This window comes from Paraburkholderia sartisoli (assembly GCF_900107685.1).
In the GTDB taxonomy this organism is placed as follows: domain Bacteria; phylum Pseudomonadota; class Gammaproteobacteria; order Burkholderiales; family Burkholderiaceae; genus Paraburkholderia; species Paraburkholderia sartisoli.
In genome coordinates this window covers 468,387-494,619 of sequence record NZ_FNRQ01000003.1, presented here as the reverse complement: position 1 = coordinate 494,619, position 26,233 = coordinate 468,387, and the positions used below count along the sequence as shown (strand labels likewise).

Annotated in this window: 24 protein-coding genes and 1 pseudogene; 15 read left to right on the top strand and 10 right to left on the bottom strand. The window is 64.6% G+C overall.

Going from position 1 to position 26,233, the window contains the following annotated elements; translation table 11 throughout:
* The first annotated feature begins 90 nt into the window (after positions 1 to 90).
* The gene (locus BLV45_RS13525) at positions 91 to 759 is read left to right on the top strand and encodes a hypothetical protein (protein WP_090533913.1); all 669 of its coding nucleotides are present in this window, start codon (positions 91 to 93) and stop codon (positions 757 to 759) included.
* A 13-nt stretch (positions 760 to 772) separates the two neighbouring features.
* Here the strand turns inward: BLV45_RS13525 and BLV45_RS13520 are convergent, their stop codons facing one another.
* Entirely contained in the window at positions 773 to 1,624 is an 852-nt protein-coding gene (locus BLV45_RS13520) for a LysR substrate-binding domain-containing protein (protein ID WP_090533704.1), read from the bottom strand.
* Between the two features lie 111 nt (positions 1,625 to 1,735).
* On the opposite strand from BLV45_RS13520, the pseudogene BLV45_RS13515 reads away from it, so the two are divergent.
* A pseudogene (locus BLV45_RS13515) lies at positions 1,736 to 2,953 on the top strand (aminotransferase class I/II-fold pyridoxal phosphate-dependent enzyme); the annotation flags it as partial.
* A gap of 34 nt (positions 2,954 to 2,987) precedes the next feature.
* On the opposite strand, the gene BLV45_RS13510 reads toward BLV45_RS13515, so the two are convergent.
* Entirely contained in the window at positions 2,988 to 3,560 is a 573-nt protein-coding gene (locus BLV45_RS13510) for a hypothetical protein (protein ID WP_090533700.1), read from the bottom strand.
* 110 nt (positions 3,561 to 3,670) lie between these two features.
* Here BLV45_RS13510 and BLV45_RS13505 point away from each other — a divergent pair, with 110 nt between their 5' ends.
* Positions 3,671 to 4,564: a helix-turn-helix transcriptional regulator gene (locus BLV45_RS13505; RefSeq protein WP_090533698.1), complete on the top strand. Its 894-nt coding sequence runs from the start codon at positions 3,671 to 3,673 to the stop codon at positions 4,562 to 4,564.
* Positions 4,561 to 6,477, top strand: coding sequence for a DUF3857 domain-containing transglutaminase family protein (locus tag BLV45_RS13500; protein ID WP_090533696.1), 1,917 nt, complete (start codon positions 4,561 to 4,563; stop codon positions 6,475 to 6,477). Before BLV45_RS13505 ends, BLV45_RS13500 begins: the two co-directional genes overlap by 4 nt.
* A 72-nt stretch (positions 6,478 to 6,549) precedes the next feature.
* Here BLV45_RS13500 and BLV45_RS13495 read toward each other — a convergent pair whose 3' ends face one another.
* The 5 genes from BLV45_RS13495 to glgC form a co-directional block, all read right to left on the bottom strand.
* Entirely contained in the window at positions 6,550 to 7,701 is a 1,152-nt protein-coding gene (locus BLV45_RS13495) for a branched-chain amino acid ABC transporter substrate-binding protein (RefSeq protein ID WP_090533694.1), read from the bottom strand.
* A gap of 303 nt (positions 7,702 to 8,004) precedes the next feature.
* Positions 8,005 to 8,466 carry a hypothetical protein gene (locus tag BLV45_RS13490; protein ID WP_090533692.1) on the bottom strand — a complete coding sequence of 154 codons (462 nt, stop codon included), beginning with the start codon at positions 8,464 to 8,466 and terminating at the stop codon, positions 8,005 to 8,007.
* A gap of 168 nt (positions 8,467 to 8,634) precedes the next feature.
* Complete coding sequence (gene pdxY, locus BLV45_RS13485; protein ID WP_090533911.1) at positions 8,635 to 9,516, bottom strand: pyridoxal kinase PdxY; 882 nt, start codon at positions 9,514 to 9,516, stop codon at positions 8,635 to 8,637.
* Between the two features lie 265 nt (positions 9,517 to 9,781).
* A complete protein-coding gene (gene glgA / locus BLV45_RS13480; protein WP_090533690.1) occupies positions 9,782 to 11,242 on the bottom strand; it encodes a glycogen synthase GlgA in 1,461 nt (486 codons plus the stop codon).
* 33 nt (positions 11,243 to 11,275) lie between these two features.
* The gene (gene glgC, locus BLV45_RS13475) at positions 11,276 to 12,559 is read right to left on the bottom strand and encodes a glucose-1-phosphate adenylyltransferase (protein ID WP_090533688.1); all 1,284 of its coding nucleotides are present in this window, start codon (positions 12,557 to 12,559) and stop codon (positions 11,276 to 11,278) included.
* Positions 12,560 to 12,992: 433 nt separating this feature from the next.
* On the opposite strand from glgC, the gene BLV45_RS13470 reads away from it, so the two are divergent.
* Positions 12,993 to 14,060 (top strand): alpha/beta fold hydrolase, encoded by a 1,068-nt coding sequence (locus BLV45_RS13470; RefSeq protein ID WP_407671008.1) that lies wholly within the window; start codon positions 12,993 to 12,995, stop codon positions 14,058 to 14,060.
* A 291-nt stretch (positions 14,061 to 14,351) separates the two neighbouring features.
* Here BLV45_RS13470 and BLV45_RS13465 read toward each other — a convergent pair whose 3' ends face one another.
* Positions 14,352 to 15,272 (bottom strand): LysR family transcriptional regulator, encoded by a 921-nt coding sequence (locus tag BLV45_RS13465; protein ID WP_090533909.1) that lies wholly within the window; start codon positions 15,270 to 15,272, stop codon positions 14,352 to 14,354.
* Positions 15,273 to 15,438: 166 nt separating this feature from the next.
* On the opposite strand from BLV45_RS13465, the gene BLV45_RS13460 reads away from it, so the two are divergent.
* The 4 genes from BLV45_RS13460 (at position 15,439) to BLV45_RS13445 (ending at position 18,121) form a co-directional block, all read left to right on the top strand.
* A complete protein-coding gene (locus tag BLV45_RS13460; protein ID WP_090533684.1) occupies positions 15,439 to 16,041 on the top strand; it encodes an NADPH-dependent F420 reductase in 603 nt (200 codons plus the stop codon).
* A 3-nt stretch (positions 16,042 to 16,044) separates the two neighbouring features.
* Positions 16,045 to 16,548: an SRPBCC domain-containing protein gene (locus tag BLV45_RS13455; protein ID WP_090533682.1), complete on the top strand. Its 504-nt coding sequence runs from the start codon at positions 16,045 to 16,047 to the stop codon at positions 16,546 to 16,548.
* Between the two features lie 160 nt (positions 16,549 to 16,708).
* Positions 16,709 to 17,503, top strand: a complete 795-nt coding sequence (locus tag BLV45_RS13450) for an SDR family NAD(P)-dependent oxidoreductase (RefSeq protein ID WP_090533680.1) — start codon at positions 16,709 to 16,711, stop codon at positions 17,501 to 17,503.
* 108 nt (positions 17,504 to 17,611) lie between these two features.
* Positions 17,612 to 18,121 (top strand): SRPBCC domain-containing protein, encoded by a 510-nt coding sequence (locus BLV45_RS13445; protein ID WP_090533678.1) that lies wholly within the window; start codon positions 17,612 to 17,614, stop codon positions 18,119 to 18,121.
* 93 nt (positions 18,122 to 18,214) lie between these two features.
* Here BLV45_RS13445 and BLV45_RS13440 read toward each other — a convergent pair whose 3' ends face one another.
* A complete protein-coding gene (locus tag BLV45_RS13440; protein WP_090533906.1) occupies positions 18,215 to 19,207 on the bottom strand; it encodes an LLM class flavin-dependent oxidoreductase in 993 nt (330 codons plus the stop codon).
* A 993-nt stretch (positions 19,208 to 20,200) separates the two neighbouring features.
* Here BLV45_RS13440 and BLV45_RS13435 point away from each other — a divergent pair.
* Positions 20,201 to 20,731, top strand: coding sequence for a hypothetical protein (locus BLV45_RS13435; protein ID WP_407671011.1), 531 nt, complete (start codon positions 20,201 to 20,203; stop codon positions 20,729 to 20,731).
* 34 nt (positions 20,732 to 20,765) lie between these two features.
* A complete protein-coding gene (locus BLV45_RS13430) occupies positions 20,766 to 21,749 on the top strand; it encodes a patatin-like phospholipase family protein (protein WP_090533676.1) in 984 nt (327 codons plus the stop codon).
* Positions 21,750 to 21,778: 29 nt separating this feature from the next.
* Here the strand turns inward: BLV45_RS13430 and BLV45_RS13425 are convergent, their stop codons facing one another.
* On the bottom strand, positions 21,779 to 22,390 hold the full coding sequence (locus BLV45_RS13425) for a class I SAM-dependent methyltransferase (protein ID WP_090533674.1): 612 nt from the start codon (positions 22,388 to 22,390) through the stop codon (positions 21,779 to 21,781).
* A gap of 374 nt (positions 22,391 to 22,764) precedes the next feature.
* Here BLV45_RS13425 and BLV45_RS13420 point away from each other — a divergent pair, with 374 nt between their 5' ends.
* The 4 genes from BLV45_RS13420 to BLV45_RS13405 all read left to right on the top strand — a co-directional run bounded on the left by BLV45_RS13420 (position 22,765) and on the right by BLV45_RS13405 (position 26,139).
* The gene (locus BLV45_RS13420; protein ID WP_090533672.1) at positions 22,765 to 23,454 is read left to right on the top strand and encodes an ABC transporter permease; all 690 of its coding nucleotides are present in this window, start codon (positions 22,765 to 22,767) and stop codon (positions 23,452 to 23,454) included.
* 7 nt (positions 23,455 to 23,461) lie between these two features.
* Complete coding sequence (locus BLV45_RS13415) at positions 23,462 to 24,175, top strand: ABC transporter permease (protein WP_090533670.1); 714 nt, start codon at positions 23,462 to 23,464, stop codon at positions 24,173 to 24,175.
* 99 nt (positions 24,176 to 24,274) lie between these two features.
* Positions 24,275 to 25,066: an ABC transporter ATP-binding protein gene (locus tag BLV45_RS13410; RefSeq protein ID WP_090533901.1), complete on the top strand. Its 792-nt coding sequence runs from the start codon at positions 24,275 to 24,277 to the stop codon at positions 25,064 to 25,066.
* Positions 25,067 to 25,095: 29 nt separating this feature from the next.
* Positions 25,096 to 26,139 (top strand): GlxA family transcriptional regulator, encoded by a 1,044-nt coding sequence (locus tag BLV45_RS13405; protein ID WP_090533668.1) that lies wholly within the window; start codon positions 25,096 to 25,098, stop codon positions 26,137 to 26,139.
* The last annotated feature ends 94 nt before the right edge of the window (positions 26,140 to 26,233 follow it).

Here is a 26,233-nt window from a genome sequence, read left to right as displayed (position 1 = left end):
CGACTAACCTTCATGCAGATGACACGCGCGGCGCGGGCCGCGCGGTGGCGTGACGACGACATCGGGGGAGAAAAGATGGATGACCCGGCGATGGAAGATTCTGACGACGCCCAGCTCGCGGTCTGGCGGGCCAACCTGGTTTTGCTGACCCGCGAAGTGGGCGCGGCGGCACGTCTCGCGCGGATGATGACGTTTTCCGCGAGCTATCTGAAACTGATGCTGGCGGGCCAGCGCGAATTCAGCGAGGAATTCGTGCGCGGCGTCGAAGCAGTGACGGGCCTGCCGTCCGGCTGGATGGATACTCCGCGTGCGGCGGGCGACATTCCCGCCAGCGCACGTTCGGCGATCGACAACGAATCGCCGCTTGCGCGGTTTCGCGGCACCGCGCATCCAGTGCGCAAGAAGTCGGTGCTGCGTCCCCCCGAACCGATCTTCGGACAACCGGCGCCGTCAAAACGCGTCGAAGAAGAGGCGTTCGGCGCGGAGGCGCATCGTCGTCAGGCGCATTTTCGCAAGCTGCGTGACCTCGCGCTGCAGGACGTGCGACGTTTCGAGCGTTACCTGAGCCATCCGCCCGTCGATCTGACGGCGGCCATGCGCGCGAAAGTAGAAGAGGTGCTCGCCGCAACCGATATCGACAGCCACGTACACGCCGATCTCCAGGGGCGGCTCGAACAGATCGAGAAGCACCGGCATCTGCTGTTGCGGCATGTCGAAAAGCTGCAGGAACTGCTCGCGCAACTCGGTGAGGGCGAATGAGCGGGCCGGGTTGCTAGACGTGCAGGTCGGTCAGGATCTGTTCGGCGAGAAAGTCGCACGGCGGACGGTCTGAACGCGCGCTGCGCGCCAGCACGATTTCCAGTTCGGGCAGCTTCGGCAGGCCGTGCGGGCGCCCGAGTTGCACGAGATGCGGCGGCACCGCGCAGCGGGCGAGAGGCGCCACCGCGAGACCCGCCTCGACCATGCTGAAGAGCCCCATCAGGCTCGGGCTTTCATACGACGTGCGATAGGCGATCTTTGCCCGCTGCAACGCGTGGATCGCGTTCGCACGCGCCACGCTGCCCGCGCCGAACACCGCGATCGGCAGCGGCCGTTCCTTCCAGATTTCGCGCCCTGTCGCGGCCCCCGCCCAGACCATCGGTTCGAAGCGGATAAAGTCGCCGGCGAGGCCCTTCACGCGCGTGATGCACGCAAGGTCGATCTTGTTGTCGCGCACGAGCGGCGCGAGCGCGCTGCTCGGCAAACCCATGACCTGAATCTCGACCTTCGGATACGTCGCCGAAAATTTTCTCAACACCGCGGGCAGCAGCGACGACGCGTAGTCGTCCGGTACGCCGATCGACACGCGGCCCTTCACTTCGGGATGAACCATCGACGCCCATGCCTCGTCGCGCAACGCCAGCATCTGGCGGGCGTACGCAAGCAGCACGAGACCGTCCTGCGTCGGCGTGACGTTGCGCGGTCCGCGTACGAAGAGCGGCTTGCCGAGCGCTTCTTCGAGCGCGCGGATCTGCATGCTCAACGCCGACTGCGAGCGATGTACGAGTGCCGCGCCGCGCACGAAGCTGCCGGCGTCCGCGATTGCGACCACCATCGAAAGAACATCGAGATCAAGTGCTTTCATTGGTATCAGAAAAACTGATCGAAACGTTCAATATAACGCGTTTGTCTGAATGCAGGGTGACCGGCATACTGGCGGGACTTCAACTCGACGCGGCCCACGCGGCCGCACACCGACGCCATGCCGACGACCTATGATGACTTCAGAAAACTGGGTATGCGCCTCGACATGTCGCGCGGCAAGCCATCGCCCGAACAACTGGACCTGTCGCATGCGTTGCTCGATGAAGCAGGCACGGTGGGGTACCTGTCGCGCGACGGAATCGATTGCCGTAACTACGGGCACGGGCTGGGCCTGCCCGAGGCGCGCGAGTTCGGCGCGGCACTGCTGGACGCGCCGGTCGGGCAGGTCGTCGCGGGTGGCAATTCCAGTCTTGAGCTGATGCACGATGCACTCGCGTTTGCGATGCTGCACGGCCTGCCTGACGGTCGCGCGTGGTGCAAGGAAGGCACCGTTTCGTTTCTGTGTCCCGCGCCCGGCTACGACCGGCACTTCGCGATCTGCGAGGCGCTGGGTATCCGCATGATTGCCGTGCCGTTCAACGACGACGGCCCCGATATGGATTTCGTCGAAACGAAGGTGCGCGACGACGCAACGATCAAGGGCATCTGGTGCGTGCCGCTTTACAGCAACCCGACGGGCGCGCGCTGGTCGCGTGAAGTCACGCGGCGCCTTGCGTCGATGCCGACGGCCGCGGCGGATTTTCGCGTGATGTGGGACGACGCATACCGCTTTCATCATCTGACTGAAACACGTCACGCGACGCCCGACATGCTCGAAGCCTGTGCGAACGCCGGGCACGCGGATCGCGCACTCGTTTTCGCATCGCTTTCGAAGGTGACGTTAGCGGGTGCCTCAGTGGCGTTTCTCGCTTCGTCGCCGCGCAACATCGCGTGGTGGCAGAAACATGTCGCGGCGCGCACGATCGGGCCGGACAAGTTGAACCAGTTGCGCCACGTGCATTTTCTGCGCGATCGCGCGGGGCTCGAGCGGTTGATGGACCGTCACCGCGCACTGCTGAAGCCGAAGTTCGATGCCGTCGCGGCTGTGTTCGGCGAACTGCTCGGCGGCGTGCCGGACGTGTCGTGGAACGAGCCGGAAGGCGGCTACTTCATCAGCCTGTACGCGCCGCGCGGGCGGGCGAAGCGCACCGTCGAGCTGGCGGCCGGGGCCGGTCTCGTGCTCACGCCCGCGGGCGCGGCGTACCCGTACGGCGTCGATCCGGACGACCGGCATCTGCGGATCGCGCCGTCGTTTCCGTCGCTCGATGAGGTACGACTGGCCGCGCGGGGCATCGCGCTCTCGCTGCTGCGTGCGATCGAGGAAAAGTAACGTCACGCGAGAAGCGTTGTAAGGCGCGCCGCGATTACCCGGACATGCGGCGTGCGAGAAACTCGGCTTCGAGCCGCCACGTCGCGCCGTCCGGCTCGAGCGCGACGCCTGTCCAGTGAAACGAATCGCGGGTGATATCCGTGAAATTCCAGCGGATCGGCGTGCCGTCCGCGTGCGTGCCGATCTGCACGATATCGCGGCCGATGCGGCGACCAATCAGTTCATCGCGCTGGCCTGTACCGGGATTCAGATACGTGACGCGCCATGCGCGCAACGCCGCGTCCCAGATACGTACCGTGATGCCATACATGTTCGTGTCCGGGCCGCATGGCGGTGTGCGTTCATGGCGCGGCGGCATGATCCAGACATCCTGCACCGCGCGGCCTTCCAGCACCCATGTGAAATGCACCTCGGCCTTCAGCCGCCGTGCGCGCATGTCGGTGCGGTAGTGGAGTACGTCGAGTTCCCAGCTTCCAGTGAGCCAGCCATACGCGTCGTCTGCTTCGCTGATTCCGGCTGCGCGGCCGCCGGCCACGAGCGCGGGGCCGAAGCCCTGATCGGGATGGGCTGTGACGTGTGCTTCAGTGATTGCGTCAGTCACGTTCATCGTTCGTTCTCCGGTGTGCAAGGGAGGGTGTCGTCAGGGTTACACGCAGCAAAACCGCGTCGGCCGCCGATGTGATAAAACAAGCGTACCGGCCCGGGCGAGGTGAAATCTTGGGGAAAATTGCCGCAGAACTGGAAGAGGCGCTGGCACGGCGCACGCGGGAAGGCGTGCGCGGCCAGACGAGTGCGCGCACGCTGGCATCGGGCGAAGGCTGGATGATCCGCGACATGCTGTGTACGCTCGGCCCGCGCGACCGTCCGTTCGAGGAGCGCCATGCGGATGTGTGCATCGCGATGATCGTCGCCGGTTCGTTCGGTTATCGCGCGGCGGCCGGCCGCGAGTTGCTGACGCCCGGTTCGCTGCTGCTCGGCAACGCTGGCGAGTGCTTCGAATGCGGCCATCGTCATGGCGCGGGCGATCGCTGCGTGTCGGTCAGCTACACCGATGCGTATTTCGGGCAGCTCGCGGCGGACCTCGGCGTGCGCCGCGGCGAACGCGGGTTCAGGCAGGTACGCGTGCCGCCGCTGCGCGCGCTTTCGCCGCTCGTGGTCCTGGCGTGCGCCGGCGCTAGCGGTTCGGCTCAACCACCGTGGGACGAACTCGTCGTCGAACTGGCGGCGAGGACGTTGTGCGTCGCGTCGGAACATCGCGGGAGTGTGCCGCCGCCTGCCGCGGCGGCTTTGTCGCGCGTCGCGCAGGTTGCGCGGATGATCGATGACGCGCCGCACGAAACGCACACGCTGGACACGCTCGCGCGCGCGGCCAGCATGAGCGCATTCCATTTTCTGCGCACGTTTCAACGCGTGACGGGCGTGACGCCGCATCAGTACGTGCTGCGCGCGCGGATTCGCGCCGCCGCGCTGCGGCTTGTCGACGACACCGCGAAGATCGTCGACGTCGCGCTCGATTGCGGCTTTAACGACGTGTCGAATTTCAACCACGCATTTCGCACCGAATTCGGCGTCAGTCCGCGCGCGTACCGGGCCGGCGCGCACAGCGTATGAGCCGGCGTGCCGTGCTGCACCGGCTGGCCGTGACATCGTGCCTCGCCGTGTGCTGCGCGTTGTCTTTCGCACCAGAGCCCGCGCACGCCACGGACGCGACGAACACGACGAACGTCGAGGACATTCCTCCATCGACGCTCGAACGCGACGTCCATCTCTTCATCGTGCAGCGCGACGGCTCGGTCGAGGAACACGACGACTCGACGCTGCGCGCGAACACCACAAGCGGCGTCGATGACATCGCGCAGCGCTACGTGTGGTTCAACAAGGACATCGAGCAGATCCAGCTGCTCACCGCCGAGACGATCGGCCGCGACGGCGTGGCGCACCCTGTAGGTCCGGAAGGCATTCGCGACGTGCAGGAACCGCGCTCGGCGGGCGCGCCGACGTTCCAGGACGGCGTGCTGCGCACGGTCATCTTTCCGGGTGTCGAGCCGGGCGCGCGCGTGCATCTCGTCTTTAGCAAGAAACGCACAAAACCCCTTCAGGCAGGCACGTTTTCGTATTTCGTCGAACCCACGCGCGAGCCCGTCGAGTTCCAGCAACTGATCTTCGACCTGCCGGCGGGACTGCCGCTGCACGCCGATGCGCGCGGCTACGTCGCGCTCGATCCGGTGACGGAAAACGGCCGTACGCGTTACACCTTCGAATATCGCCACGGCCCGTATGCGCCGACAGAGCGGGGGGCCGTGGGCTACGTGACGTGGGGCGACCGTCTGATGGTCTCCACCACGCCGGATTACGCCGCGTTTGCGGAGCGCTACCGTTCGCCCGCAGTGGACCCGAGCGCCAGCGATCCCGCGATTCAGCAACTCGCCCGCGCGCTGACCGCGCAAACGGACGACCCGCGCACCAGGGCGCAACTGCTCTACGACTGGATGCGCTTTAACGTGCGTTACGTCGCGCTCTTTCTCGGCGAGACGGCAGCGGTGCCGCATCGCGCGATCGACATCCTGCGCAACCGCTACGGCGACTGCAAGGATTACGTCGCGCTATATGGCGCGCTGCTCACGGCGGCCGGCATCCGTAACGAAGCGGTGCTGCTGAACCTGGGGTCCGTCTATACGCTGCCGTCGGTGCCGGGATACGGCCCGGGCGCGATCAATCACGCGATCGTCTGGATGCCGGATCTCGGGCTTTACGCGGACGCATCCGCGGGCGGCACGGCCTTTGGCTATCTGCCGCCGGGCGCGATGGACCGGCCCGCGCTGCTGGTGGACGAGGGTGTGCTGTCGCGTACGCCGGCGGTCCAGCCGCGCGGGCGCAGCGCGCGGCTGCAGTTCGACGTCGGCGCCGACGGCGACGCGGCCTATACGTATCGCGTCGAGGATTCCGGCTCGACGGCGGAACCCGAGCGCAACACGTTTCGCCGTTCGACGCGCATGCGGGCGCAACAGATCGTCGCTGACCGTTTGCGCCAAACCGGCCTGCAGGGCACGGCGGAGGTACACACCAGCGACCTCGCGGCGACGCAGGGGCCGTTCACGACCACGATCGACGGCACCGTCGAGCATTTCGCGTGGCCCGACGGCACGACCGCGCTACCGGCGTTGTCGAGCCTCGCGGGCGGCATCGCGACCCAGGTGCTCGCATGGCTCGCCGAGCCGGTGCGCACGCAACCTTTTGCGTGCATCGGCGGCGACTTCGACGAGACCGCGCAGATCACGCTGCCGGGCAACCTGCGCGTGACCGACGTTCCGCGCGACGCCGAGGTACACGACGCCTCGTTCGATTACGCGTCGCACTATGTGTTCGATCCGGTGTCGCGGACGCTGCAGGTCACGCGGCAACTGCACGCCGCGTTCGGACATCAGATGTGTTCGCCGGAAGAGTTCGCGGTGGCACGCAACGCGCTGATCAGGATCGAGCGCGACGCGTTTTCGCAGGTCGTGGTGAAGGGGACGGGGAGTTAGGCACGTTCGCGCTGCCGCCCTGGACATCGACGGCGAGCCGCGCGAACGCTACATCAGCAACATCAAAAGCGCTTACACGCCCTTCTTGGTGACGATCGGCACCCATACGCCGTCCTTGACCTGATACAGCGTCGAGGATGCGTTCTTGAGTGCACCGGTGCTGTCGAACGCGATCGTGCCGGTGATGCCCTCGAAGTTGATGCTCTTGAGCGCCGGCCGGTACACGTTGGGCGTCGACGATTTCGCGGCCTCCATCGCCTTGATCGCCGCCCACGCCGCGTCATAACCGAACGGCGCATACGACAGGATATCGACGCCAAAGCGCTGCTTGAACTTCTGCGAGAAGTCCTTGCCGCCGGGCAGTTGCGACAGCGGCCGGCCGTATTCCCAGGCCATCACGCCTTCGGCCGCATCGCCCGCGAGCTTGATGAACTCGGGGTCTTCGACGCCGCCGCCGCCCACGAGCTGCGCCGTGATTCCCAGCTGCTTCATCCTTTTGGCGATACCGGCTGCCTGCGTGTCGAGGCCGCCAAAGAAAATCAGGTCGGCGTTGGTCGACTTGATCTTCGTGAGCTGCGTGCTGAAATCGACGGACTTGTTGTCGGTGTACTCGCGCGTGACGATCGTGCCGCCGTGCGCCTTCACGGCTTTTTCGAACTCGTCGGCCTCGCCCTGGCCGAACGCGGTGCGGTCGTCGATGATCGCGATGCGTTTGGCCTTCGTTACCTCGACGGCGTAGACGCCCGCATTGCCGGCGTTTTGCGCGTCGGTGGAAATCACCATGAACGTGTTGGCGAAACCGCGGCCCGTGATCGTCGGATTCGTCGCGGCCGGATCGATGACCGGAATGCCGGCCTGCTCATAGATCTGCGAAGCCGGAATCGTCGTGCCCGAGTTGAAGTGGCCGACGACCACCGAGACTCCGCCGTCGACCAGCTTCTGCGCGGCCTGCACGCCGATACGCGGGTCGGCCTGATCGTCTTCGGAGACCAGATCGAAATGCGCGACCTTGTCGCCGATCTTGATCTTCTGTGCATTCGCCTCGTCGATCGCGAGCCGCACGCCGTTTTGCAGGTCTTTCCCGTAGCCGGCATTCACGCCCGTCAGGGGCGCGGCAAAGCCGACCTTGACCGTCAGGTCTTCCGCGAAGCCGGACAGCGGCGCGAGCGTCAGGGCAGCGCCGACCAGCACGGCGAAGGGTTGCATCGTCTTGCGAAGACTCATGGTCTCTCCTTCCATCGACAAGGTTCACAAACGGAAACTGACGGTACGGGCAGGACGCGCGCGGCGATCGAAGCAAACGGAGCAATTCGCGGCCAGCCCGATCATATTGATCAATCTGGCGCGAATATAGAAAGCCAATTTGAGGCCGTCTTGGCAGTTCGCGGCGCTTTGAATGAGCATTTCAGCACAGGCCGCGCGGGCGCGAGACCAGGGAATGACCTCAGAGGCGAAAGGCGCGGCTACAGCGGGAGACGGGAAGGGCGGTGCCAGCCGGAAGCCGGCGCGGGTGCGCCGGCCGGCATATCAGTGCTCGCCTTGCAGGCGCAGCAGTTCTTCGCGCAGGCGAATGAGCGGTTCCTTGACGTCTTCTTCCGCCCAGGTGTCGAGGTCGTCGATGGCGCGCATGCAGCCGTCGAGCACCACGTCGAGGTCGACCGGCACGCCATTCGCCATCGCGAACTGGATCGTTTCCGCGAACTGCTGGCATTCGTCCTCGCCGTACGAGATGTCGAGATTGTCCGCGATGATGTCGGCGATGTTGCTGCGCGCCTTGTCGTCGGCCGTGACGAGATCGATGATGCCGCCCGCCACCGCCGGCGAATAGTAGAGCGCGATGTCGAGCCATTGCGCCGGATCGAAATCCGCCTCGCCGAACTGGCTCTCGAAGTACTCGATGGCTTCCTGTTCGTGCGCTTCGTCGGCGTCGACGCTGATGCACAATTCCTCGAAAATTTCTTCCCGCTCGCTGCGGATGTGTCCGTCCATCTGTGCCTCTTTCACTTGTTGCGGTGACGCGTGTGGTTCGCCTGATACGGCCGATATGACCTGTACGCCTGCGAGAGGCGTATCAGCCCGGGCACGAATTATAGGACGTTGCGAAACCACGCACCGGTGCGGGCCGTTTGCGCATTGCCCGTTTTCCGGTCGCCTTGCTCAACCGGTTTCGTTCACGATCCACGCATCGAACCAGTCGCGCGGATACGCGATTTCGTTTTGCGCCGCGACCAGTTCGAGTTCATAGCGATGCGCTTCCCACGTCGCCTTGACGACCGCGTTGACGGCCGCGATCGTGTGCTCGAACGCCGCGCGCACCGGGTCGCCAAGCAGCGTTCGCGCGACGAACACCGCGCTCGTCAGGTCGCCGACGCCGACCGGCTGGCGTGCGAACGGATACAGCGGACGCTGCCCCATCCACGCCTCGTGTTCGGTGACGACGAGCATGTTGAAGCGGTCGGCGGGCGTGTTGCGATCGAACAGATGCTTCACGAGCATGATTTTCGGCCCACGCTGGATCACTTCGCGGCACGCGGTCACGGCTTCCTCGACGGTTTCGATTTCGCACCCGACCAGCCGTTGCAGTTCGATATGGTTGGGCGCCATGCCGTCGGCGATTTCGGGCATCGTGCGCACCAGGAACTCCTCGATGCCGGGCTTGACCTTGCAGCTGCCCGACGCGCCGCCCGGCGCCGAACCCATCACCGGATCGCAGAAGAACCAGGCGTTCGGGTTTGCGGCCTTCACGGCACGCACGATTTCGACCACGGCCTGGCCCTGGTCGGGCGTGCCCAGGTAACCCGAGAGCACCGCGTCGCAGCGTGGCAGCATGCCGATCGCGCCGATGCCGTCGACGAGATCCTCCAGCTGCGCGGCATCGATCGCGCTGCCTGTCCAGTGGCCGTACTGCGTGTGATTGGAGAACTGCACCGTATTGAGCGGCCACACGTTGACGCCGAGGCGGCGCATCGGAAACTCCGCGGCGCTGTTGCCCGCATGACCGAAGACGACGTGCGACTGAATGCTCAGAACGTTTTTCATGGTGTGCTTCGTCGGCGCGAACACGGCGCGCCGCTTGCAATGAAATGGACAAGGGATGTGCGAACCCGTTGCCGGAAGCGTCGCTTCCGGCAACTGCTTTGAACACAGCACGGCGATCCCAGCCATTCGCGCGTGCTGCAGCGCATTCAGGAACAATACCCGAGTTTTGGCGCGCGTGGACCCGATCCGGCCCTGCGATGTTGCGCCGAACCATCACGTCAGCGCGTTTTCGCGCATCCCGCGGCGCGCGCCGGGCGCACCGGCGTCAAACCAGCCCGCGATACAGCGCCAGATATTGTTCCGCCGAGGCGCCCCAGCCGAAGTCCTGACGCATCGCGCGTTGCTGCGTGGCCTTCCATTCGGTGCGCCGCGCATGGAGCGCGAACGCGCGCCGGATCGCGCCCTGCAGCGCGTCGGGCGTGAAGTGGACGAACACGAACCCGGTCGCGAGATCGTCGGCCAGGTTTTCGAGCGACGCGTCGACCACCGTGTCGGCAAGGCCACCCACGCAATGCACGAGCGGCAGCGAACCGTAGGCGAGCGCGTAAAGCTGCGTGAGCCCGCACGGCTCGAAGCGCGACGGCACCGCGATCACGTCGCTGCCCGCGACGATTTCATGCGCGAGCGCCTCGTCGAAGCCGCGCTCGACGGCGACCGCATCCGGATGCGCCTGCGCCACACGCAGCAGCCCGTTTTCAAGCGCCGGGTCGCCGGTGCCGAGCACGACGAGCTGGCCTCCGCGCTTGATGATTTCAGGCAGGGCGGCAAGCAGCAGGTCGAGACCCTTCTGCTCCGTCAGGCGGCTCACCACGCCGAACAGCAGCGCGTCGCTTTTCTGCGCGATGCCGAAGCGCTTTTGCAACGCTTCCTTGCAGGCCCGTTTGCCGGCGAGCCGCGCACTCGTGTAGCGCGCGGGCAGGGCGGCGTCGTTCGCCGGACACCAGATCGAATAATCGACGCCGTTCAGAATGCCGCTCAGGTCGTGCGCGCGTTCGCGCAGCAGCGCGTCGAGCCCGCCGCCTTGCGCGAGCGTCTGGATTTCGCGTGCGTAAGTCGGGCTGACGGTGGTGATGCGGTCGGCGTAATAGAGGCCGGCTTTCAGGAAAGACAGCTGGCCGTAAAACTCGACGCCGTGCATGTTGAAGAAATCCGCGGGCAGGCCGAGCTGTCCGAACTGCTGCGCCGGAAAAATGCCCTGATACGCGAGGTTGTGCACGGTGAAGATGCTGCGCGCGACGGGCTTGCCCCGTTCGCGTTCGGCCGCTTTCAGATAAGCGGGCGCGAGACCCGCGTGCCAGTCGTGCGCGTGAACGATCTGCGGCGCCCACGACGGATCGGCGTGCTGCGCCAGCTGCGCGGCGGTCCAGCCGAGCAGCGCGAAACGCTGCGCGTTGTCGCCGTACGGCACGTGGTCGTCGTCGAGATACGGGTTGCCGTGGCGCGTGTACAGCTCGTCGGCGCGGATGACGTACACCTGCAGGCCCGTCGCCGCCAGCGTGCCGAGTTCGAGCGTCACGGGGGCCGCGCCGAAGCGGCTCCCGAGGTTCGCCACCGGCCGCAGGTCGGCGAGGCCGCTCACGACTGGCGGAAAACCCGGCAGCAGCGCGCGCACGTCGGCGCCACGTTCGATCAGCGCGGGCGGCAGCGCGCCGACCACGTCGGCGAGTCCGCCGGTTTTCAGGAGCGGGTACAACTCGCTCGCGACGTGCAGGGCGCGCGTCGTCATAAGTGAGACTCCAGGTCGATGCGACGGTTGATGTCATGCCCCGATCGCCGGGTGGCCTGCCTGTCGCCGCAGGGCATCCGGGGTGACGAGCACGACGCCGCTCTCGGTGCGATAGAACCGTTCGCTGTCCTGCACCGGGTCTTCGCCGATCACGGTGCCTTCCGGAATCGTGCAGCCCCGGTCGATCACGACCTTGCGCAGCCGGCAGCTCGGTCCGATCGTCACCTGTGGCAGCAAGACTGCCTCATTGATGTTACAGAACGAATTCACGACGCAATTCGACGACAGCACCGAGCGCGAAATTTGCGAGCCGGACACCACGCAGCCGCCGCAGACGATCAGGTTCGTGGCCGAACCCTGCAGGCCGTTCATGTCGCGCACGAACTTGGCGGGCGGCAACTGCTGCATGTGCGTCCAGATCGGCCAGTTCGGGTCGTACAGGTCGAGCGTCGGGATCGTCGAGGCGAGGTCGAGATTTGCCGCCCAGTACGCGTCGATCGTGCCGACATCGCGCCAGTACGGTTCCGTCTCGTTGCCCGACGACACGCACGACATGCTGAAAGGATGCGCGATCGCGTGCCCCTGCGTGACGACGCGCGGCAGGATGTCCTTGCCGAAATCGTGATCCGTCGCGGCGCTCGTGATGTTTTCCTCGAGCAGCGTGTAGAGGTACTGTGCGTCGAACACGTAAATGCCCATGCTGGCGAGCGCGACGTCGGGGCGGCCCGGCATCGCCGGCGGATCGGCGGGTTTTTCGACAAAGCCCGTGACGCGCCGGTTCTCATCCACGTGCATCACGCCGAACGCCACCGCTTCCATGCGCGGCACCTCGATACAGCCGACCGTGCAGTCCGCGCCGCTTTCCGCGTGGTCCATGATCATGCGCGTGTAATCCATCTTGTAGATGTGATCGCCCGCCAGTACGACGACGTACTTCGGCTTGATCGAGCGGATGATGTCGAGATTCTGGAACACGGCGTCGGCCGTGCCGCGATACCAGTGCGCGCCTTCGACGCGTTGCTGCGCGGGCCACAGGTCGATGAACTCGTTGAATTCGCCGCGCAGGAAACCCCAGCCGCGCTGCACGTGGCGTATCAGCGAATGCGCCTTGTACTGCGTGACGACCGCGATGCGGCGAATGCCCGAATTCAGGCAGTTCGACAGGGCGAAGTCGATGATCCGGTATTTGCCGCCGAAATGAACGGCCGGTTTGACGCGCTTGTTCGTGAGCGGCCCGAGACGGGTGCCGCGGCCGCCGGCCAGCACAATGGCGAGCGTGGAGCGTTGCAGATCGTTGAGGCTTGCCGGAGTTTCCATGTTTTCGTCTCCATGATGGTTTCCCCCGGTCGCAACGCCATTGTTTTATTCGTCACTTCGCCTGACAGTTTTAGCATTGAATCGTCGCCCACGCATAGTCTGGATTATGTGGGGGCGCGCCATGTCTGGATGCCGCCGGCGCTGCCAGTATCGCCCCGATTCGTCCTGCCTGGGCGTGCGGTGTACCGCAAAGCGTGTTTTTTAAGGGCGCAATGGGCGTGCCACGGAGCGGGGCGCTGGTCACGCCGGCAACGGCGTGGCCAGCGCGTCGGGCACGCACGACGTAGAATCAGCGGCTTGCCGGCCGTGCGGGTTTTGCGCAAGGTTTCGCGGGGGGCAGCTTGCGGGTGGCTTACTGGTTCATGCCCGGTTCTGCTGCGTTTTGTTGGGACTGCCGGTTCCGTTCATCTGCGTTCGCCTCTCTTTCATGCCCATGAAATTTCGTCGCCGATTCCTGCCTGTTGCGGCCATTGCGATTGCCGTTGTGCTTGCGGTCGCGTTTTCCGTATCGTCTGGCTCGATTACCGCGCTCGCGGCCGGCGACAGCGCCGACGGCCCCGCTTACGGTCCCGAACTGCAGGGTTTCAACTATCCGGCGCCGGTCCAGCAGTTCGAGTTCACGTCGCAGGGCGAAACGCTGCACATGGCGTACATGGACATCCGGCCCGCTCATCCGAACGGTCGCACAGTGGTCCTGCTGCACGGCAAGAACTTCTGCTCCGCGACGTGGGAAACCACGATCCAGCGGTTGAGCGACGCCGGCTATCGCGTCGTCGCGCCCGACCAGATCGGGTTCTGCAAGTCGAGCAAGCCGGCTCACTACCAGTTCAGCTTCCAGCAGCTCGCGCGCAACACGCATGCGCTGCTCGCGTCGATTGGCGCGGACAACGTCACCGTGATCGGGCATTCGACGGGCGGCATGCTCGCGATCCGCTATGCGCTGATGTATCCGGAAGAGACGCGGCAACTGGTGCTCGTGAACCCGATCGGTCTCGAGGACTGGAAAGCGAAGGGCGTCCCTTCGTTATCGGTCGACCAGTGGTACGAACGGGAACTGAAGACGAGCGCGGACGGTATCCGCCGTTACGAGCAGGCGACGTATTACTCGGGGACGTGGCGCCCGGAATACGAGCCGTGGGTGCAGATGCTGGCCGGCATGTATCGAGGGCCGGGCAGGAAGGAAGTGGCGTGGGATTCGGCGCTGCTTTACGACATGATCTATACGCAGCCTGTTGTGTATGAACTCGGGCAGTTGAGCATGCCGACACTGCTGCTGATCGGGCAGAAGGACACCACCGCGATCGGCAAGGATGCTGCGCCTCCCGCGGTGCGCGCGAAGCTAGGTCACTACCCCGAACTGGGCAGGGCTGCTGCGAAGGCGATCCCGCACGCGACGCTGGTGGAATTCGCGGACCTTGGTCACGCGCCGCAGATGCAGGATCCGCAGGCGTTTCATAAGGCGCTGCTCGATGGGCTGGCGGCGGTGCCGACGAATCGGTGAGGGTTCAAACGGCTTTCTGTCGTGCCACCGTACTCCTGCGTTGTTCACCGCCAGGCGAAATTGCCTCGAGCTATTTTTACTGTTCTCGACGGATTTCCGGTGAGACCGCTTGCGGACAGGCTCTGGTCGGCCGGTAAAGCGCGACTGGGGTAGACGCCGCCAACTGCATGCGTTCTGCACCGGCTCGACCGATGAGTCGGGCGTCTGGTCGTCGCGAGGCAGCGGAAGCGTGATCGAATAACGGCCGGGATGTCCACAAGGCGAGCATTCCAGGAAGAGAGCCGGAACCTGCTAGGGCGCGTGGACGGCGTCAGATTGCTCCCATAGGGTCTTCAAGTGGTCGACGAACCATTTGCCTGCGGGTCCTGGCGGCTGCGAAGGCTGGTGATAGACCGACATTGTCAGCATCCAGCCGCTGGGCGGCATGTCGTCCACGTCCAGAACGACCAATGTACCTGCCGCAATGTCCTTCTCGACCATGTGCAAGGGCATTCCCCCCCATCCCACGCAGTCTTTGAGAAACGCATATTTCGTCGACAGGTCGGCGAGGCGCCAGGTCGAGGCCGACGCAACGCCAAAGTCACGACCCGCGGTGAGATCGGACCTGTCTGTCAGCACCAGTTGGACATGTCTGGCCAGTTCATGCCGCGGTATCCGATGACCCACGCTTGCGAGGGGGTGGCATGCCGAAGCGACTGCGACCACCGGCAGTTCGCCAAGTCGCTCGCTAACCAGTGACGGAAACGCCTGCGGCAGCGGCGGCAGTATGCCCAGACTGCATCGCCCATCCAGAACGGGTTGATAAGCCGCTCCCAGGCCCTCGACGAAAAGCCGCAGCGGAGTCAACGGAAACCGCTCTGCGAATGCCTTCCCGACGGCACTGATCATTGCCGTCGGGAAGAAAACATCGACCACCACCGAGAGTTCCGCCTCCACGCCCGAAGTCATGAGTCTGGCTCGTGCCTTCAGCGTATCCACGCCGGAGACGATGTTGCGGGCGTCAGCGAGCAGCAGCACGCCCTGCGCAGTGAGCTTCGGGAACCGGCCCGAGCGGTCAAACAGCGCGACGCCTAATTGATCTTCCAGTCCGCCGACCCAGCCGCTCACCGCGGACTGAACCCGGTTGAGCTTTCTGGCCGCGGCCGAGAAGCTGCCCTCGTCCACGGCGGCGATGAAGGTTCTGAGTTGATCCAGCGAGATCCCATCCAGCATTGATGCGTCATCCATCTCTGAGAGAGATGGATTGTATCTCGATATACCGTCTTCCCAGATGTGTGGCGCACTGCCATGATTCTCGCAACGCAGCGACGTTCTCGTGAAACCCATCTGCGGGGCTTCACGTCACGCAGATTGAAGTCCATCCAGTCCAGGAGTTTTCATGACCTATTCCATCATCGGCAGCGGCAGCGTCGGTGCCGCCATCGCCCGTCAATTCGCCCGGAGCGGCATCACGGTCGGCATCGCGAACACGCGCGGGCCGCAGTCCATCGCGCCCATGGCCAGCGAACTGGGTGACAAGGTGGTTCCGCTCACGCTACAGGCGGCGCTCGACGCCGACGTGATCATCCTGGCGGTCCCGTTCCGGGCGCACCGTGACGTCGCCCAGGCTGCGGCGAGCTGGAAAGGCAAAGTCGTCATCGACGCCACCAACGCCTATGGCGTGCCGCTGTCCGAGCTGGACAACCTGCCTTCCTCAGCGATCGTGGCGAAAGCGTTTCCGGGCGCATCCCTTGTCAAGGCGTTCAATCATTTGCCCGCCAATGTGCTTGCCGAGAATCCCCTCGGTGCCGGTGGCCGTCGCGTGATCTTTCTGTCCAGCGACGACGAGGCTGCAAGCGCGACAGTCGCCGCTCTTGTCGAACGGCTCGGCTATGCGCCCGTCAGTCTCGGCAAGATCGCCGGGGGCGGTCAACTCGTGCAGGCCCGCGACAGGAGCTGGGCGCCGCTGATTTTCCAGGACCTGTTCAAGAAGGAGCAATAAGCCGTGTACGACCATGTCATCTGGCCAGAGCGCTACGACCCGAAAACGTCGGCCATCTACGCGCTCAACGACATCGACGTGAAAGCACCGCCCGAAGTGGTGTGGAAGCTGCTCGTCGACGCGACGAACTGGTCGAGCTATTTCCCGCCCGAGGATAAGGTCGAGATCCTGTCCGGCGAGTCGGAACTGGCCTTGGGAACCCGCTACAGCCGCGTGACGGTCGGCTTCCCGATGAGCCTGGTGGTGACCGAATACGTGCCGAACCGAAGGCTCGCGTGGGCGACCACCGTCGACGGCGACGAGACCGGTTCCAGCGCTTACCACGGTTGGGTGATCACGCCGACCGACGAAGGTTGCCACGTGCTGACGGAAGAGACGCAACAAGGTCCCTGGTTCCTCGACGTGCTCGGACGCCAGCATCCTGGTGGGCTTTATCGCTATCACCAGGATTGGGTCGAGCGCCTCGCGCGTGCGGCGGAGGCGGAAGTCGCGAATCACGCCAGGTGATGCGTCAGTTTCAAGGCGCGCGTTTGACTGTTTGCGCGCGGACCAGCGAACCGGCTTGCACTTGAACGAAGTCTGGCTTTGCGTGTGCCCGTGTCGATGAACCGGATCGGCGGATCAATCGCTCCAATCGCTCCGCCATCCCTACCCAGAGGAAAAATCCATGAAGATCGAACTCAAAGGCCGCAAGGCCATCGTTACCGGCTCGACGGCGGGCATCGGCCGCGCGATCGCCGAGGGCCTCGCCCGCGCAGGCGCATCGGTCGTGGTCAACGGGCGCACAGAGCAGCGCGTAGCCGCCGCGCTGGAGGAGATCCGGGCTCTCGTGCCCGACGCGGAATTGACCGGCGTTGCCGCCGACCTTTCCACCGCGGAGGGATCGGCCGCCCTCGTGGCGCAGGTGGCGGATGCCGACATCCTCGTCAATAACCTCGGTACCGCCCATCTGAATGGTTTCTTCGAGCAGAGCGACAGCGAATGGCTCGACCTCTTCCAGCTCAACGTGATGAGCGGCGTGCGCGCCGCACGGCACTATCTGCCGGCCATGGTCAAGCGCGGCTGGGGACGGGTCGTGTTCATCAGCAGCGAGTCCGCGGTCATGATCCCCAGGGAGATGATCGACTACGGCATGACCAAGACGGCGCAACTCGCCGTATCGAGAGGACTCGCAGAGTTGGTGGGCGGCACCGGGGTGACCGTCAACGCGGTGCTGCCGGGGCCGACCCGCTCCGAAATTCTGGGCAACTGGATGAAAGCGACCGCCGGGGAGCAGGGCATCACGCAGGAGGAAGCGGAGCAGAACTTCCTGAAAACGATGCGCCCGACCACGCTGCTCAACCGGTTCACGTCGACCGAAGAAGTTGCCAGCATGGTGGTGTATGTCTGCTCCGCGCAGGCCTCCGGTACGAGCGGCGCGGCATTGCGCGTCGATGGCGGTGTCATTCGCTCGATCCCCTGAGCCGATGCCTGACAGGGTTGCGCCGCGACGGGCGCCCTGAGGGCAAGCGGGATTCTGCCGTCCCGGCAAGCTTCAAATCAAACCCAAATCCCAACCATGAATCACGATATGTTCGAAGCGATCCATTGGCCTTCAGACATGGCACCCAGCCGCTCGCCCATCCATTTCACGAATGAGCTCGAGGTTGCCGTTTCGCCCGCAACGATCTGGTCTCTTCTCATTGATCCCAAGGCGTGGCCCCGTTTCTATCCTGGCGTCAAGCACGTCGAACTGCTGGACGGACATGAGCTGTTGCAAGCCGGCACGCGCTTTGAAACGAATCTGGCTGGCCAGGACGTCTTCGCGTCGGTACAGGAGTTCGATCCCATCGCCCGCATCGCCTGGGGTGGCGGGCCGAAGGCTTCGAGAGAATCCAGGGCCTATCACGCCTGGATCATCACGCCGACATCCCGCGGTTGCCACCTCTGGACTGAAGAGACAATGCAAGGGCCGCTCTGGATCGGCATGGCGAAGGAAGCGCCCGATATCTTCTGGCGCACCCATGAGAAGCTTCTGGAAGACCTCGCGACGGTCGCGCTCGAGCGCGAAGCACAGGGCGACGCGAGAAGCCGCCATTAGATGACGGCTGTGAAATATCTGAAAAGGAGCATGCAGGTCTGTCGGGGTATCGACGGTCTGGCGCCGTCAGCCGCGCGACCCCGCGACTTACCGCTAGCCCGCGATGAGTTCATCGCGCACCTGAGCCGCGATTTCAAACGACCGCAGGCGCGCCGCGTGATCGAAGATCTGCGCGGTCAGCATCAACTCGTCGGCGCCGGTCTCCTCGATCACCGAAAGCAGGCCCGCGCGCACGGTGTCGCGATCGCCCACCACCGAATACGCGAGCGAATGCGCGACGCCGCTCAATTCCTGCTCCGTCGCCTGAATGCGCGCGACGGGCGGTTGCAGCTGGCCGGGCGTGCCGCGTCGCAGGTTGACGAACTGCTGTTGCAGCGACGTCATCAGAAGCTGCGCTTCGTCGTTTGTATCCGCGGCGAACAGGTTGACGCCGACCATCGCATAGGGCCGCTCGAGCGCGGCGGAAGGGCGGAACTGCGAGCGGTACAGGCGTAACGCCGTCAGCATGTGGTCCGGCGCGAAGTGCGACGCGAACGCGAAGGGCAGGCCGAGCGCGGCGGCCAGCTGCGCGCTGAAGAGGCTCGACCCGAGCAGCCAGATCGGCACCTGCAGGCCGGCGCCGGGCACGGCGCGCACGCGCTGGCCGGATACGGGTTCGGCGAAATAGCGCTGCAGTTCGACGACGTCGTCCGGGAACGTATCGGCGCTGCCCTGCAGGTCGCGCCGCAACGCACGGGCGGTCGTCTGGTCGGTGCCCGGCGCGCGCCCGAGGCCGAGATCGATCCGCCCAGGGTACAGCGATTCGAGCGTGCCGAACTGTTCGGCGATCACGAGCGGCGCGTGGTTCGGCAGCATCACGCCTCCAGAGCCGACACGGATGCGCCGCGTGCCGCCCGCCACGTGACCGATCACCACCGAGGTGGCGGCGCTCGCGATGCCGGTCATGTTGTGATGCTCGGCGAGCCAGTAACGGTGATAGCCCCACGTTTCGACGTGCTGCGCGAGATCCAGCGTGTTTTTGAACGCCTGCGACGCGCTCGCGCCGACGTTGATGGGAGAAAGATCGAGAACGGAAAAAGGAATCATGGCAACGGTGTCCGACGCCTCACGCATGGCGGACCGCGCCGGACGAAGTATCCGGATGCGCGTCGGGCCGCCCGCGGGACAGGCAAAGCGCGATTGTGCCAAAGCGCCCGTATTCTCGCTGGCGACCGAAACATGCCCCTGTCTGCGAAAGGGTGTTGCAGCGCACCGCGCTTGTGTCCACGTTAATGCCCACGTTCATGCCGATGCATGCGCTGCACGAAAAAGGCGCATGCGTGTGACGTCGCACAGAAAGCGTATCCGGTACGCGATAGCGTGAAGATGCCGCTTCCTGCGTGGACACGCAGACGGTCTCGCAGGAAGCGACAACCGTGCTGGGCATTTGACGCTGACCGGCCCGGCATTGTCACGCGTAGGTCGGCTACGCAGAACAAACCCGGGCGATCCGGACCGGTCAGGTCAATTGACGCAACCGTCGACGCCACGATCCGCGTGCTGTCGTTCTTGTGGATGCGCTTCCACATGACGCCACGTTCATTCACACGAATTTGAATCGCTGGATAAAGCGTCGAGCGGTGCGCGATTTTTTCACGTCACGCATCCTGTAGCGCGTTCGCGTGATGACCGGATTCATTTCGAACCGGTCTAGTCGGTGTAAACGCGCTCTCGCCTAAGCGCCGGATTGCGTCTAGATTGTCGTCACCCGAATCGATTCAAGTCGAGGGACCAGACGACCGCGAGCAGCGGTCGGCATCGCGGACACACGCAGGCGCTCGCCTGACCTGTGGCACCGCATGCCGCGCCGCTGCCAGGCGTCTTTTTTTATGTCCGCGCGAAGGGCAGGGCGTTACGTCATGCCATGTTGCGGATTGCCTGCACGACCATGTCGTGAGGCTTTCGATTCGCGCGCATGCACGCTCCCGCCGCCGAAAACTCGCCCTTTTGATGGCGGGCGGTTATCCTGTAGCGCATCATTCATACATCATGAGCGCCGCTATCAGGATGATGCTTCATTCCAGATTGCCCCTCGTTGCCATGCTCGCGATTGCCGCGGCGCTTTCGCTTGCCGCGTGCAACGACCAACAGACCGACCAGGCCGTGCAAAAACTCAAGGATTTCTTTAACGCCATCAAACCGGATGCGCTGCTGCTCAAGGGCCTCACACCCGGCATCACGACCGAAGACCAGATTCGAAGCCAGATGGGCAAACCGGAAACGGAGCGCACCTTCACCGACGGCTCGAAACGTCTCGAGTATCCGCGCGGCCCGCAAGGGCTCAACACGTACATGGTCGACATCGACCGCGACGGACGTCTGGCCGCCATCACCCAGGTGCTGAACGCCGCGAACTTCGCGAAGATCCACGCCGGCATGACCGAAGACGAAGTGCGGCGCCTGCTCGGCAAGCCCGGTGAAGTCGCGCGCTATCCGCTCAAACCCGAAACGGTATGGAGCTGGAAGTGGCTCGAAGGCGGCGTGACCCCCGAAGCGTTCTTCAACGTGCATTTCGACGCGCAGGGCAAGGTTTATACGACGTCGCGTTCGGACATCATCCGCGGACGCTGACAGCCATATCTCGCATGGGACCCAAAAGCAAAAAATGATCCGTCGACGCCCGCCTCATCGCATCGGCCTCGTCCTCGGCGGCGGCGCTGCCCGCGGCTGGGCCCACATCGGCGCAATTCGCGCGCTACAGGACGCGGGTATCCGGCCGGACGTCGTGTGCGGCACGTCGATCGGCGCGCTCATCGGGGCGGTCTACGCGAACGGCGATCTCGACTGGCTCGAGGAGTGGGTCTCGCGGCTGACGTGGCAAACCGTGGTGCGGCTGCTCGACCTGCGTTTTTCCGGCGGATTGCTGGGCGGACGCAAGGTGATCCAGCTCTTCGCGGAACGGTTCAACGGCTGCGAAATCCGCGACCTCCAGATGCCGTTCGCCGCTGTCGCGACCGAACTCGATTCGGGCCGCGAGATCTGGATGCAGGAGGGCAGCGTGGTGGACGCCGTGCGCGCGTCGATCGCGATTCCGGGCATCTTCACGCCGGTGCTGCACGACGGCGCGTGGCTTGTCGACGGTGGCCTGACGAATCCGGTACCCGTTTCAGCCGCGCGCGGGATGCGGGCCGATTGTGTGATCGCGATCGATCTGAATAGCGACATCCTCAACGGACGCGATCTGGGCGGCATGGCGGCCGATACACCGATGCCCCTGTCGCTGCCTGCGTCTGGCGACACCGAAGCGGATGCGCCGCCGCCCGTCGCGTTGCGCAAGAACGGCAAGCCGTGGCCGCGCTGGCTCGCGCCCGAAAACGACCGGGGCGGTACGGGCGACGTGCGCGTGCCGCCGCCGCCCAGTGCAAAGGTGCCTTCGATGTTGAATTCGATCGCACAGAGCATCGACATCATGCAGGTGCGCATCACGCGCAGCCGGCTTGCCGGGGAACCCGCGGATATCCTGATCCAGCCGCGTCTTGGCGGCATGGGCATTTTCGATTTTCATCGCGCGGCACCCGCGATCGAAGAGGGCCGCGCGGCCGTCGAAACCATGATGCCGGCAATCAGGGCGCGGCTCGGCATGAACTGAGCGGGCGCAGCGCGCCCGCTACGCGCGTGTCAGATTTCGCCTTCGCGCTTCGATGCGATCACCCGGCAGATCCGCTTGCCCGAGCTTTCGCTCGTCACGTCCTCGAACAGCAGGATCGCGCAGTCGTTCAGTGCGTCTGTCACCAGTGCGGGTTCGAACGCGCTATAGAGCCTGCCGTCCTGGTGCCGCTGGTCTTCGCCTTCGGTCACGCGCCACGAGAGATACAGCACGCCGTTCGGCTTCAGGATACGCAGCAGGTTATCGATGGCGAGCGTGACCGAGGTGGCCGGCAAATGCATGATCACCGTTTCGCACACGACGCTATCGAACGTTTCGTCTATCTCCGGGAGCGAAGGCAACGAGGCCGCGCGAAACGTCAGATCCGGGTTGAGCCGGCGCGCTTCGGCAAGCAAACCCGGCGACGCATCGAAGCCGGTGACCTGGTAACCGTTCGCCGCCATCCACGCGACGTCGCGCCCGTTGCCGCAACCGATATCGGCGGTGAGCCCGCCTGGCAGCAGATGCGTGGCAAGCAGCGCATACATGTCCGCGGGCGACGGCTGGTCGAGCCAGTCCTGGCTGTAGCGGGCGGCGCCTTGCGAATAGGCGTCGAGTGTCGCGGGATCGAACCGGTCTGTCATGGGTGGACTCGCGTGACGTGAGGGCAAGGGCCGCCGTACCGACTGGCTGGATGGCGTGGCCACGAACCATCAAGTCTAGCGAAAAGGCCTGTCGCACACACATTCCGTCTATCGAAAAAGCGACTCGAAACTTGCCAAAAACACGTCCGGCAAGCCCTGCATGCAATCCCCTTACAGCACGATCCGGCCCGTCAGAACGGGCCTCGAACGCTTTAGCCGCATGCGATTGGTGTTTGCTGCGACGCAGCAATAACTGCGCGGGCCTTTGAGCAAATTTTTTTTGCCTGCGAGTATCCGCGCCATGCACGAAGACCGCCCCGACGCCGCACGCGTTCGGGCCGCGGCCTCAAGATAATATTTCGATGGAGACACCCGTGGTCCTATACGGCTTTGGTCCGCTGCTTCTTGCCGGCACCATGCAGACGATCGAGCTTTCGGTGCTGTCGCTCGCGGCATCCGTGCTGCTCGGCCTCGCGGGCGCGGCGGCGAAACTCTCGTTCAACCGGCCGCTGCGCATGGCCGCGACCGGCTACACAACGCTGATCCGTTCGGTGCCGGACCTCGTGCTGATGCTGCTGCTCTTCTACAGCATCCAGATCGCGGTCAACAATTTCACCGACGCGCTCAACCTGCCGCAGTTCGACATCGATCCGTTCGTCGCGGGCGTGCTCACGCTTGGCTTCATCTACGGCGCGTATTTCACCGAGACGTTTCGCGGCGCGTTTCTCGCGGTGCCACGCGGCCAGCTCGAAGCGGGTAGCGCGTACGGCATGAGCGGCGTGCGCGTGTTCACCCGCATCCTGTTTCCGCAGATGATGCGCTTCGCGCTGCCGGGCATCGGCAACAACTGGCAGGTGCTCGTGAAGGCGACCGCGCTGGTCTCGATCATCGGCCTGGCCGATGTCGTGAAGGCCGCCCAGGATGCGGGCAAAAGCACGTTCAACATGTTCTTCTTCATCGCCGTCGCGGCGCTGATCTATCTCGCGATCACGACGGTGTCGAACTTCGCGCTCGTGTGGCTCACACGACGCTACTCGATCGGCGTACGCCACGCGGACCTTTGAGGCCATCATGACCGAAATTCTCACCGAATACTGGCGCGCGTTTTTGTTCTGGGACGGCCACCGCATGTCGGGGCTCGCCGTCACGCTGTGGCTGCTGGTCGTCTCGATTGGCTTCGGCTTCGTGATGGCGATTCCGCTTGCTGTCGCACGCGTGTCGAAAAAGCGCTGGCTGTCGATGCCGGTGCGCTTCTATACGTACCTCTTTCGCGGCACGCCGCTTTACGTGCAGTTGCTGCTGATCTACACCGGTGTCTACAGCCTCGAATTCGTGCGCGCGCACTCGTTGCTCGACGCGTTCTTTCGCAGCGGCTTTTACTGCGCGATCCTCGCGTTCGCGCTGAACACCTGCGCCTATACGACCGAGATTTTCGCGGGCGCGATCCGCTCGACCCCGCACGGCGAGGTGGAAGCGGCCCGCGCGTATGGCATGAGCGGCTTCACGATGTATCGCCGCATTGTGATACCGTCCGCGCTGCGCCGCGCGCTGCCGTTGTACAGTAACGAAGTGATCCTGATGCTGCACGCCACGACCGTCGCCTTCACCGCGACGGTGCCGGATATCCTCAAGGTCGCGCGGGACGTGAATTCGGCCACCTACCGCTCATTCGAGGCGTTCGGCATCGCGGCGCTGATCTACTGCGCGGTGTCGTTCGCGCTGGTCGCCGGGTTCCGGCGGGCCGAGCGCCGCTGGCTTGCGTATCTGGCCGTGCGCACGCACTAGGCGCCCATTGCCGGATCCGGTCCGGCGGCGCGCGTGACGCCGCTGATCACTGTGTTGCACCTTTCGCAGAACAGCCTGCGTATTTACCGGGAGAGCATCTTGCTCCATACGACTCAAACCGAAGCCTGCAAGCTTGCCGTGCAGGACATCCACAAGCGCTACGGCGACAACGAAGTGCTCAAAGGCGTGTCGCTGAACGCGAACAAGGGCGACGTGATCAGCATCATCGGCGCGAGCGGTTCGGGCAAGAGCACGTTTCTGCGTTGCATCAATTTTCTGGAGCGGCCGAACGCCGGGCAGATCGTCGTCGATGGCGAAGCGGTGCGCACGAAAGCCGACAGCCACGGCAATCTCGAAGTCGCCGACCACAAGCAGCTGCAACGCATCCGCACGAAACTCGCGATGGTGTTCCAGCACTTCAATTTGTGGGCGCACATGAACGTGCTGGAGAACGTCGTCGAAGCGCCGATTCACGTGCTCGGCCTGTCGCGGCGCGAAGCGGAAGAACGCGCACGCGTGTATCTGGAGAAGGTCGGTCTCGCGCCGCGCCTCGAAAAACAGTATCCGTCGCATCTTTCCGGCGGCCAGCAGCAGCGCGTCGCGATCGCGCGCGCGCTCGCGATGGACCCGGACGTGATGCTGTTCGACGAGCCGACTTCCGCGCTCGATCCCGAGCTCGTCGGCGAAGTGCTGAAGGTGATGCAGAAGCTCGCCGACGAAGGCCGCACGATGATCGTCGTCACGCACGAAATGGGTTTCGCGCGCAACGTGTCGAACCATGTGATGTTCCTGCATCAGGGGCGCACGGAAGAAGAGGGCCTGCCCGCCGAAGTGCTGACCACGCCGCGCAGCGAACGCCTGAAGCAGTTCCTGTCCGGCAGCCTCAAATAATGCCTGCCGCTCACGCGGTTTAAACCCAGATGCCTCGCCCGTCCAGTCCGGCACGTACGACCCAGGTCGCGATTGTTGCGTTGCCGCCCGTGTCGATGTCGGGCGTCGGACCGATTGTCGACGCGCTCACGCTCGCCAACGAAATCGACGGACGCGCGCTGTATCGCTGGCAGGTGTGCTCGTGGGACGGCCGGCCCGTGCCGCTGTCGGGCGGCGCGCAGTGGCCCGCCGATGCCGCCTTCGGCGACGCGGTTTCGTGCGACTGGCTGATCGTCGTCAGCGAGCGCTTTCAGCAGTTCGCCGATTACCGGCTCTTTCTCGCGAGCCTTTCACGCGTCGGACAGCGCACGCCGCTCGTCACCGGCATTCATCACGGCGTGTGGTGGCTCGCGATGGCGGGCCAGCTCTCCGGCTATCGCGTGAGCGTGAACTGGGAAACCTACCAGCAGTTCACCGAACAGTTCGAACGCTCGATCGTCACCCAGCAGATTTTCGCAATCGACCGCGACCGCGCCACCTGCGCGGGCGGCCAGGCGACGGTCGACTTCATGCTCGCGATGATCGGCCGCGAACACGGCCCGGAACTGGCCGACCGCATCGCCGATACGCTCGGCGTCGGCGTGCTGCGCGCGGGCGAGGAGCGTCAGCGCATTCCGTTCGTGACCGCGCCCGGCGAGCGTCATCCGCGCCTGAACGACGCGCTCCTGCTGATGGAAGCGAACATCGAAGACCCGCTCACCACCGACGAAATCGCGACTCTCGTCGGCGTGTCGCGGCGCCAGCTCGAACGTCTGTTTCGCCAGTACCTGGCGGCGATGCCGTCGCGCTATTACCACGGGCTGCGGCTTTCGAAGGCGCGCACGCAGCTTCAGCGCACCAGCAAATCGGTGGTGCAGATCAGCCTCGCGTGCGGGTTTTCGTCGGCGGCGCATTTCTCCAACGCGTATCGCGAACATTTCGGCGTCACACCGCGCGAGGATCGTCGCAATTACATCGAGAAGCAGCACGGCGGCGCGGCACCCCCTGGTGAGCCGCGCCCGGCCGCGCTGATCGAGCCGCCCGATACGGATTGACGATGTCCGGACGACGTGCCGGCGATGCGCCGGACACGGGTTTCAATAGAAACGCGTCGCGTATGAGCAAGACGGCTCGCGAGCGTTTTCCTAC

What these genes read in the sequence shown, in the direction of transcription:
- BLV45_RS13525 (WP_090533913.1), top strand. Translation starts at nt 91, where the DNA reads ATGGAAGATTCTGACGACGCCCAGCTCGCGGTCTGGCGGGCCAACCTG.
- BLV45_RS13520 (WP_090533704.1), bottom strand. Translation starts at nt 1,624, where the DNA reads ATGAAAGCACTTGATCTCGATGTTCTTTCGATGGTGGTCGCAATCGCG.
- BLV45_RS13510 (WP_090533700.1), bottom strand. Translation starts at nt 3,560, where the DNA reads ATGAACGTGACTGACGCAATCACTGAAGCACACGTCACAGCCCATCCC.
- BLV45_RS13500 (WP_090533696.1), top strand. Translation starts at nt 4,561, where the DNA reads ATGAGCCGGCGTGCCGTGCTGCACCGGCTGGCCGTGACATCGTGCCTC.
- BLV45_RS13495 (WP_090533694.1), bottom strand. Translation starts at nt 7,701, where the DNA reads ATGAGTCTTCGCAAGACGATGCAACCCTTCGCCGTGCTGGTCGGCGCT.
- BLV45_RS13490 (WP_090533692.1), bottom strand. Translation starts at nt 8,466, where the DNA reads ATGGACGGACACATCCGCAGCGAGCGGGAAGAAATTTTCGAGGAATTG.
- pdxY (WP_090533911.1), bottom strand. Translation starts at nt 9,516, where the DNA reads ATGAAAAACGTTCTGAGCATTCAGTCGCACGTCGTCTTCGGTCATGCG.
- glgA (WP_090533690.1), bottom strand. Translation starts at nt 11,242, where the DNA reads ATGACGACGCGCGCCCTGCACGTCGCGAGCGAGTTGTACCCGCTCCTG.
- glgC (WP_090533688.1), bottom strand. Translation starts at nt 12,559, where the DNA reads ATGGAAACTCCGGCAAGCCTCAACGATCTGCAACGCTCCACGCTCGCC.
- BLV45_RS13470 (WP_407671008.1), top strand. Translation starts at nt 12,993, where the DNA reads ATGAAATTTCGTCGCCGATTCCTGCCTGTTGCGGCCATTGCGATTGCC.
- BLV45_RS13465 (WP_090533909.1), bottom strand. Translation starts at nt 15,272, where the DNA reads ATGCTGGATGGGATCTCGCTGGATCAACTCAGAACCTTCATCGCCGCC.
- BLV45_RS13460 (WP_090533684.1), top strand. Translation starts at nt 15,439, where the DNA reads ATGACCTATTCCATCATCGGCAGCGGCAGCGTCGGTGCCGCCATCGCC.
- BLV45_RS13450 (WP_090533680.1), top strand. Translation starts at nt 16,709, where the DNA reads ATGAAGATCGAACTCAAAGGCCGCAAGGCCATCGTTACCGGCTCGACG.
- BLV45_RS13445 (WP_090533678.1), top strand. Translation starts at nt 17,612, where the DNA reads ATGTTCGAAGCGATCCATTGGCCTTCAGACATGGCACCCAGCCGCTCG.
- BLV45_RS13440 (WP_090533906.1), bottom strand. Translation starts at nt 19,207, where the DNA reads ATGATTCCTTTTTCCGTTCTCGATCTTTCTCCCATCAACGTCGGCGCG.
- BLV45_RS13435 (WP_407671011.1), top strand. Translation starts at nt 20,201, where the DNA reads ATGCTCGCGATTGCCGCGGCGCTTTCGCTTGCCGCGTGCAACGACCAA.
- BLV45_RS13430 (WP_090533676.1), top strand. Translation starts at nt 20,766, where the DNA reads ATGATCCGTCGACGCCCGCCTCATCGCATCGGCCTCGTCCTCGGCGGC.
- BLV45_RS13425 (WP_090533674.1), bottom strand. Translation starts at nt 22,390, where the DNA reads ATGACAGACCGGTTCGATCCCGCGACACTCGACGCCTATTCGCAAGGC.
- BLV45_RS13415 (WP_090533670.1), top strand. Translation starts at nt 23,462, where the DNA reads ATGACCGAAATTCTCACCGAATACTGGCGCGCGTTTTTGTTCTGGGAC.
- BLV45_RS13405 (WP_090533668.1), top strand. Translation starts at nt 25,096, where the DNA reads ATGCCTCGCCCGTCCAGTCCGGCACGTACGACCCAGGTCGCGATTGTT.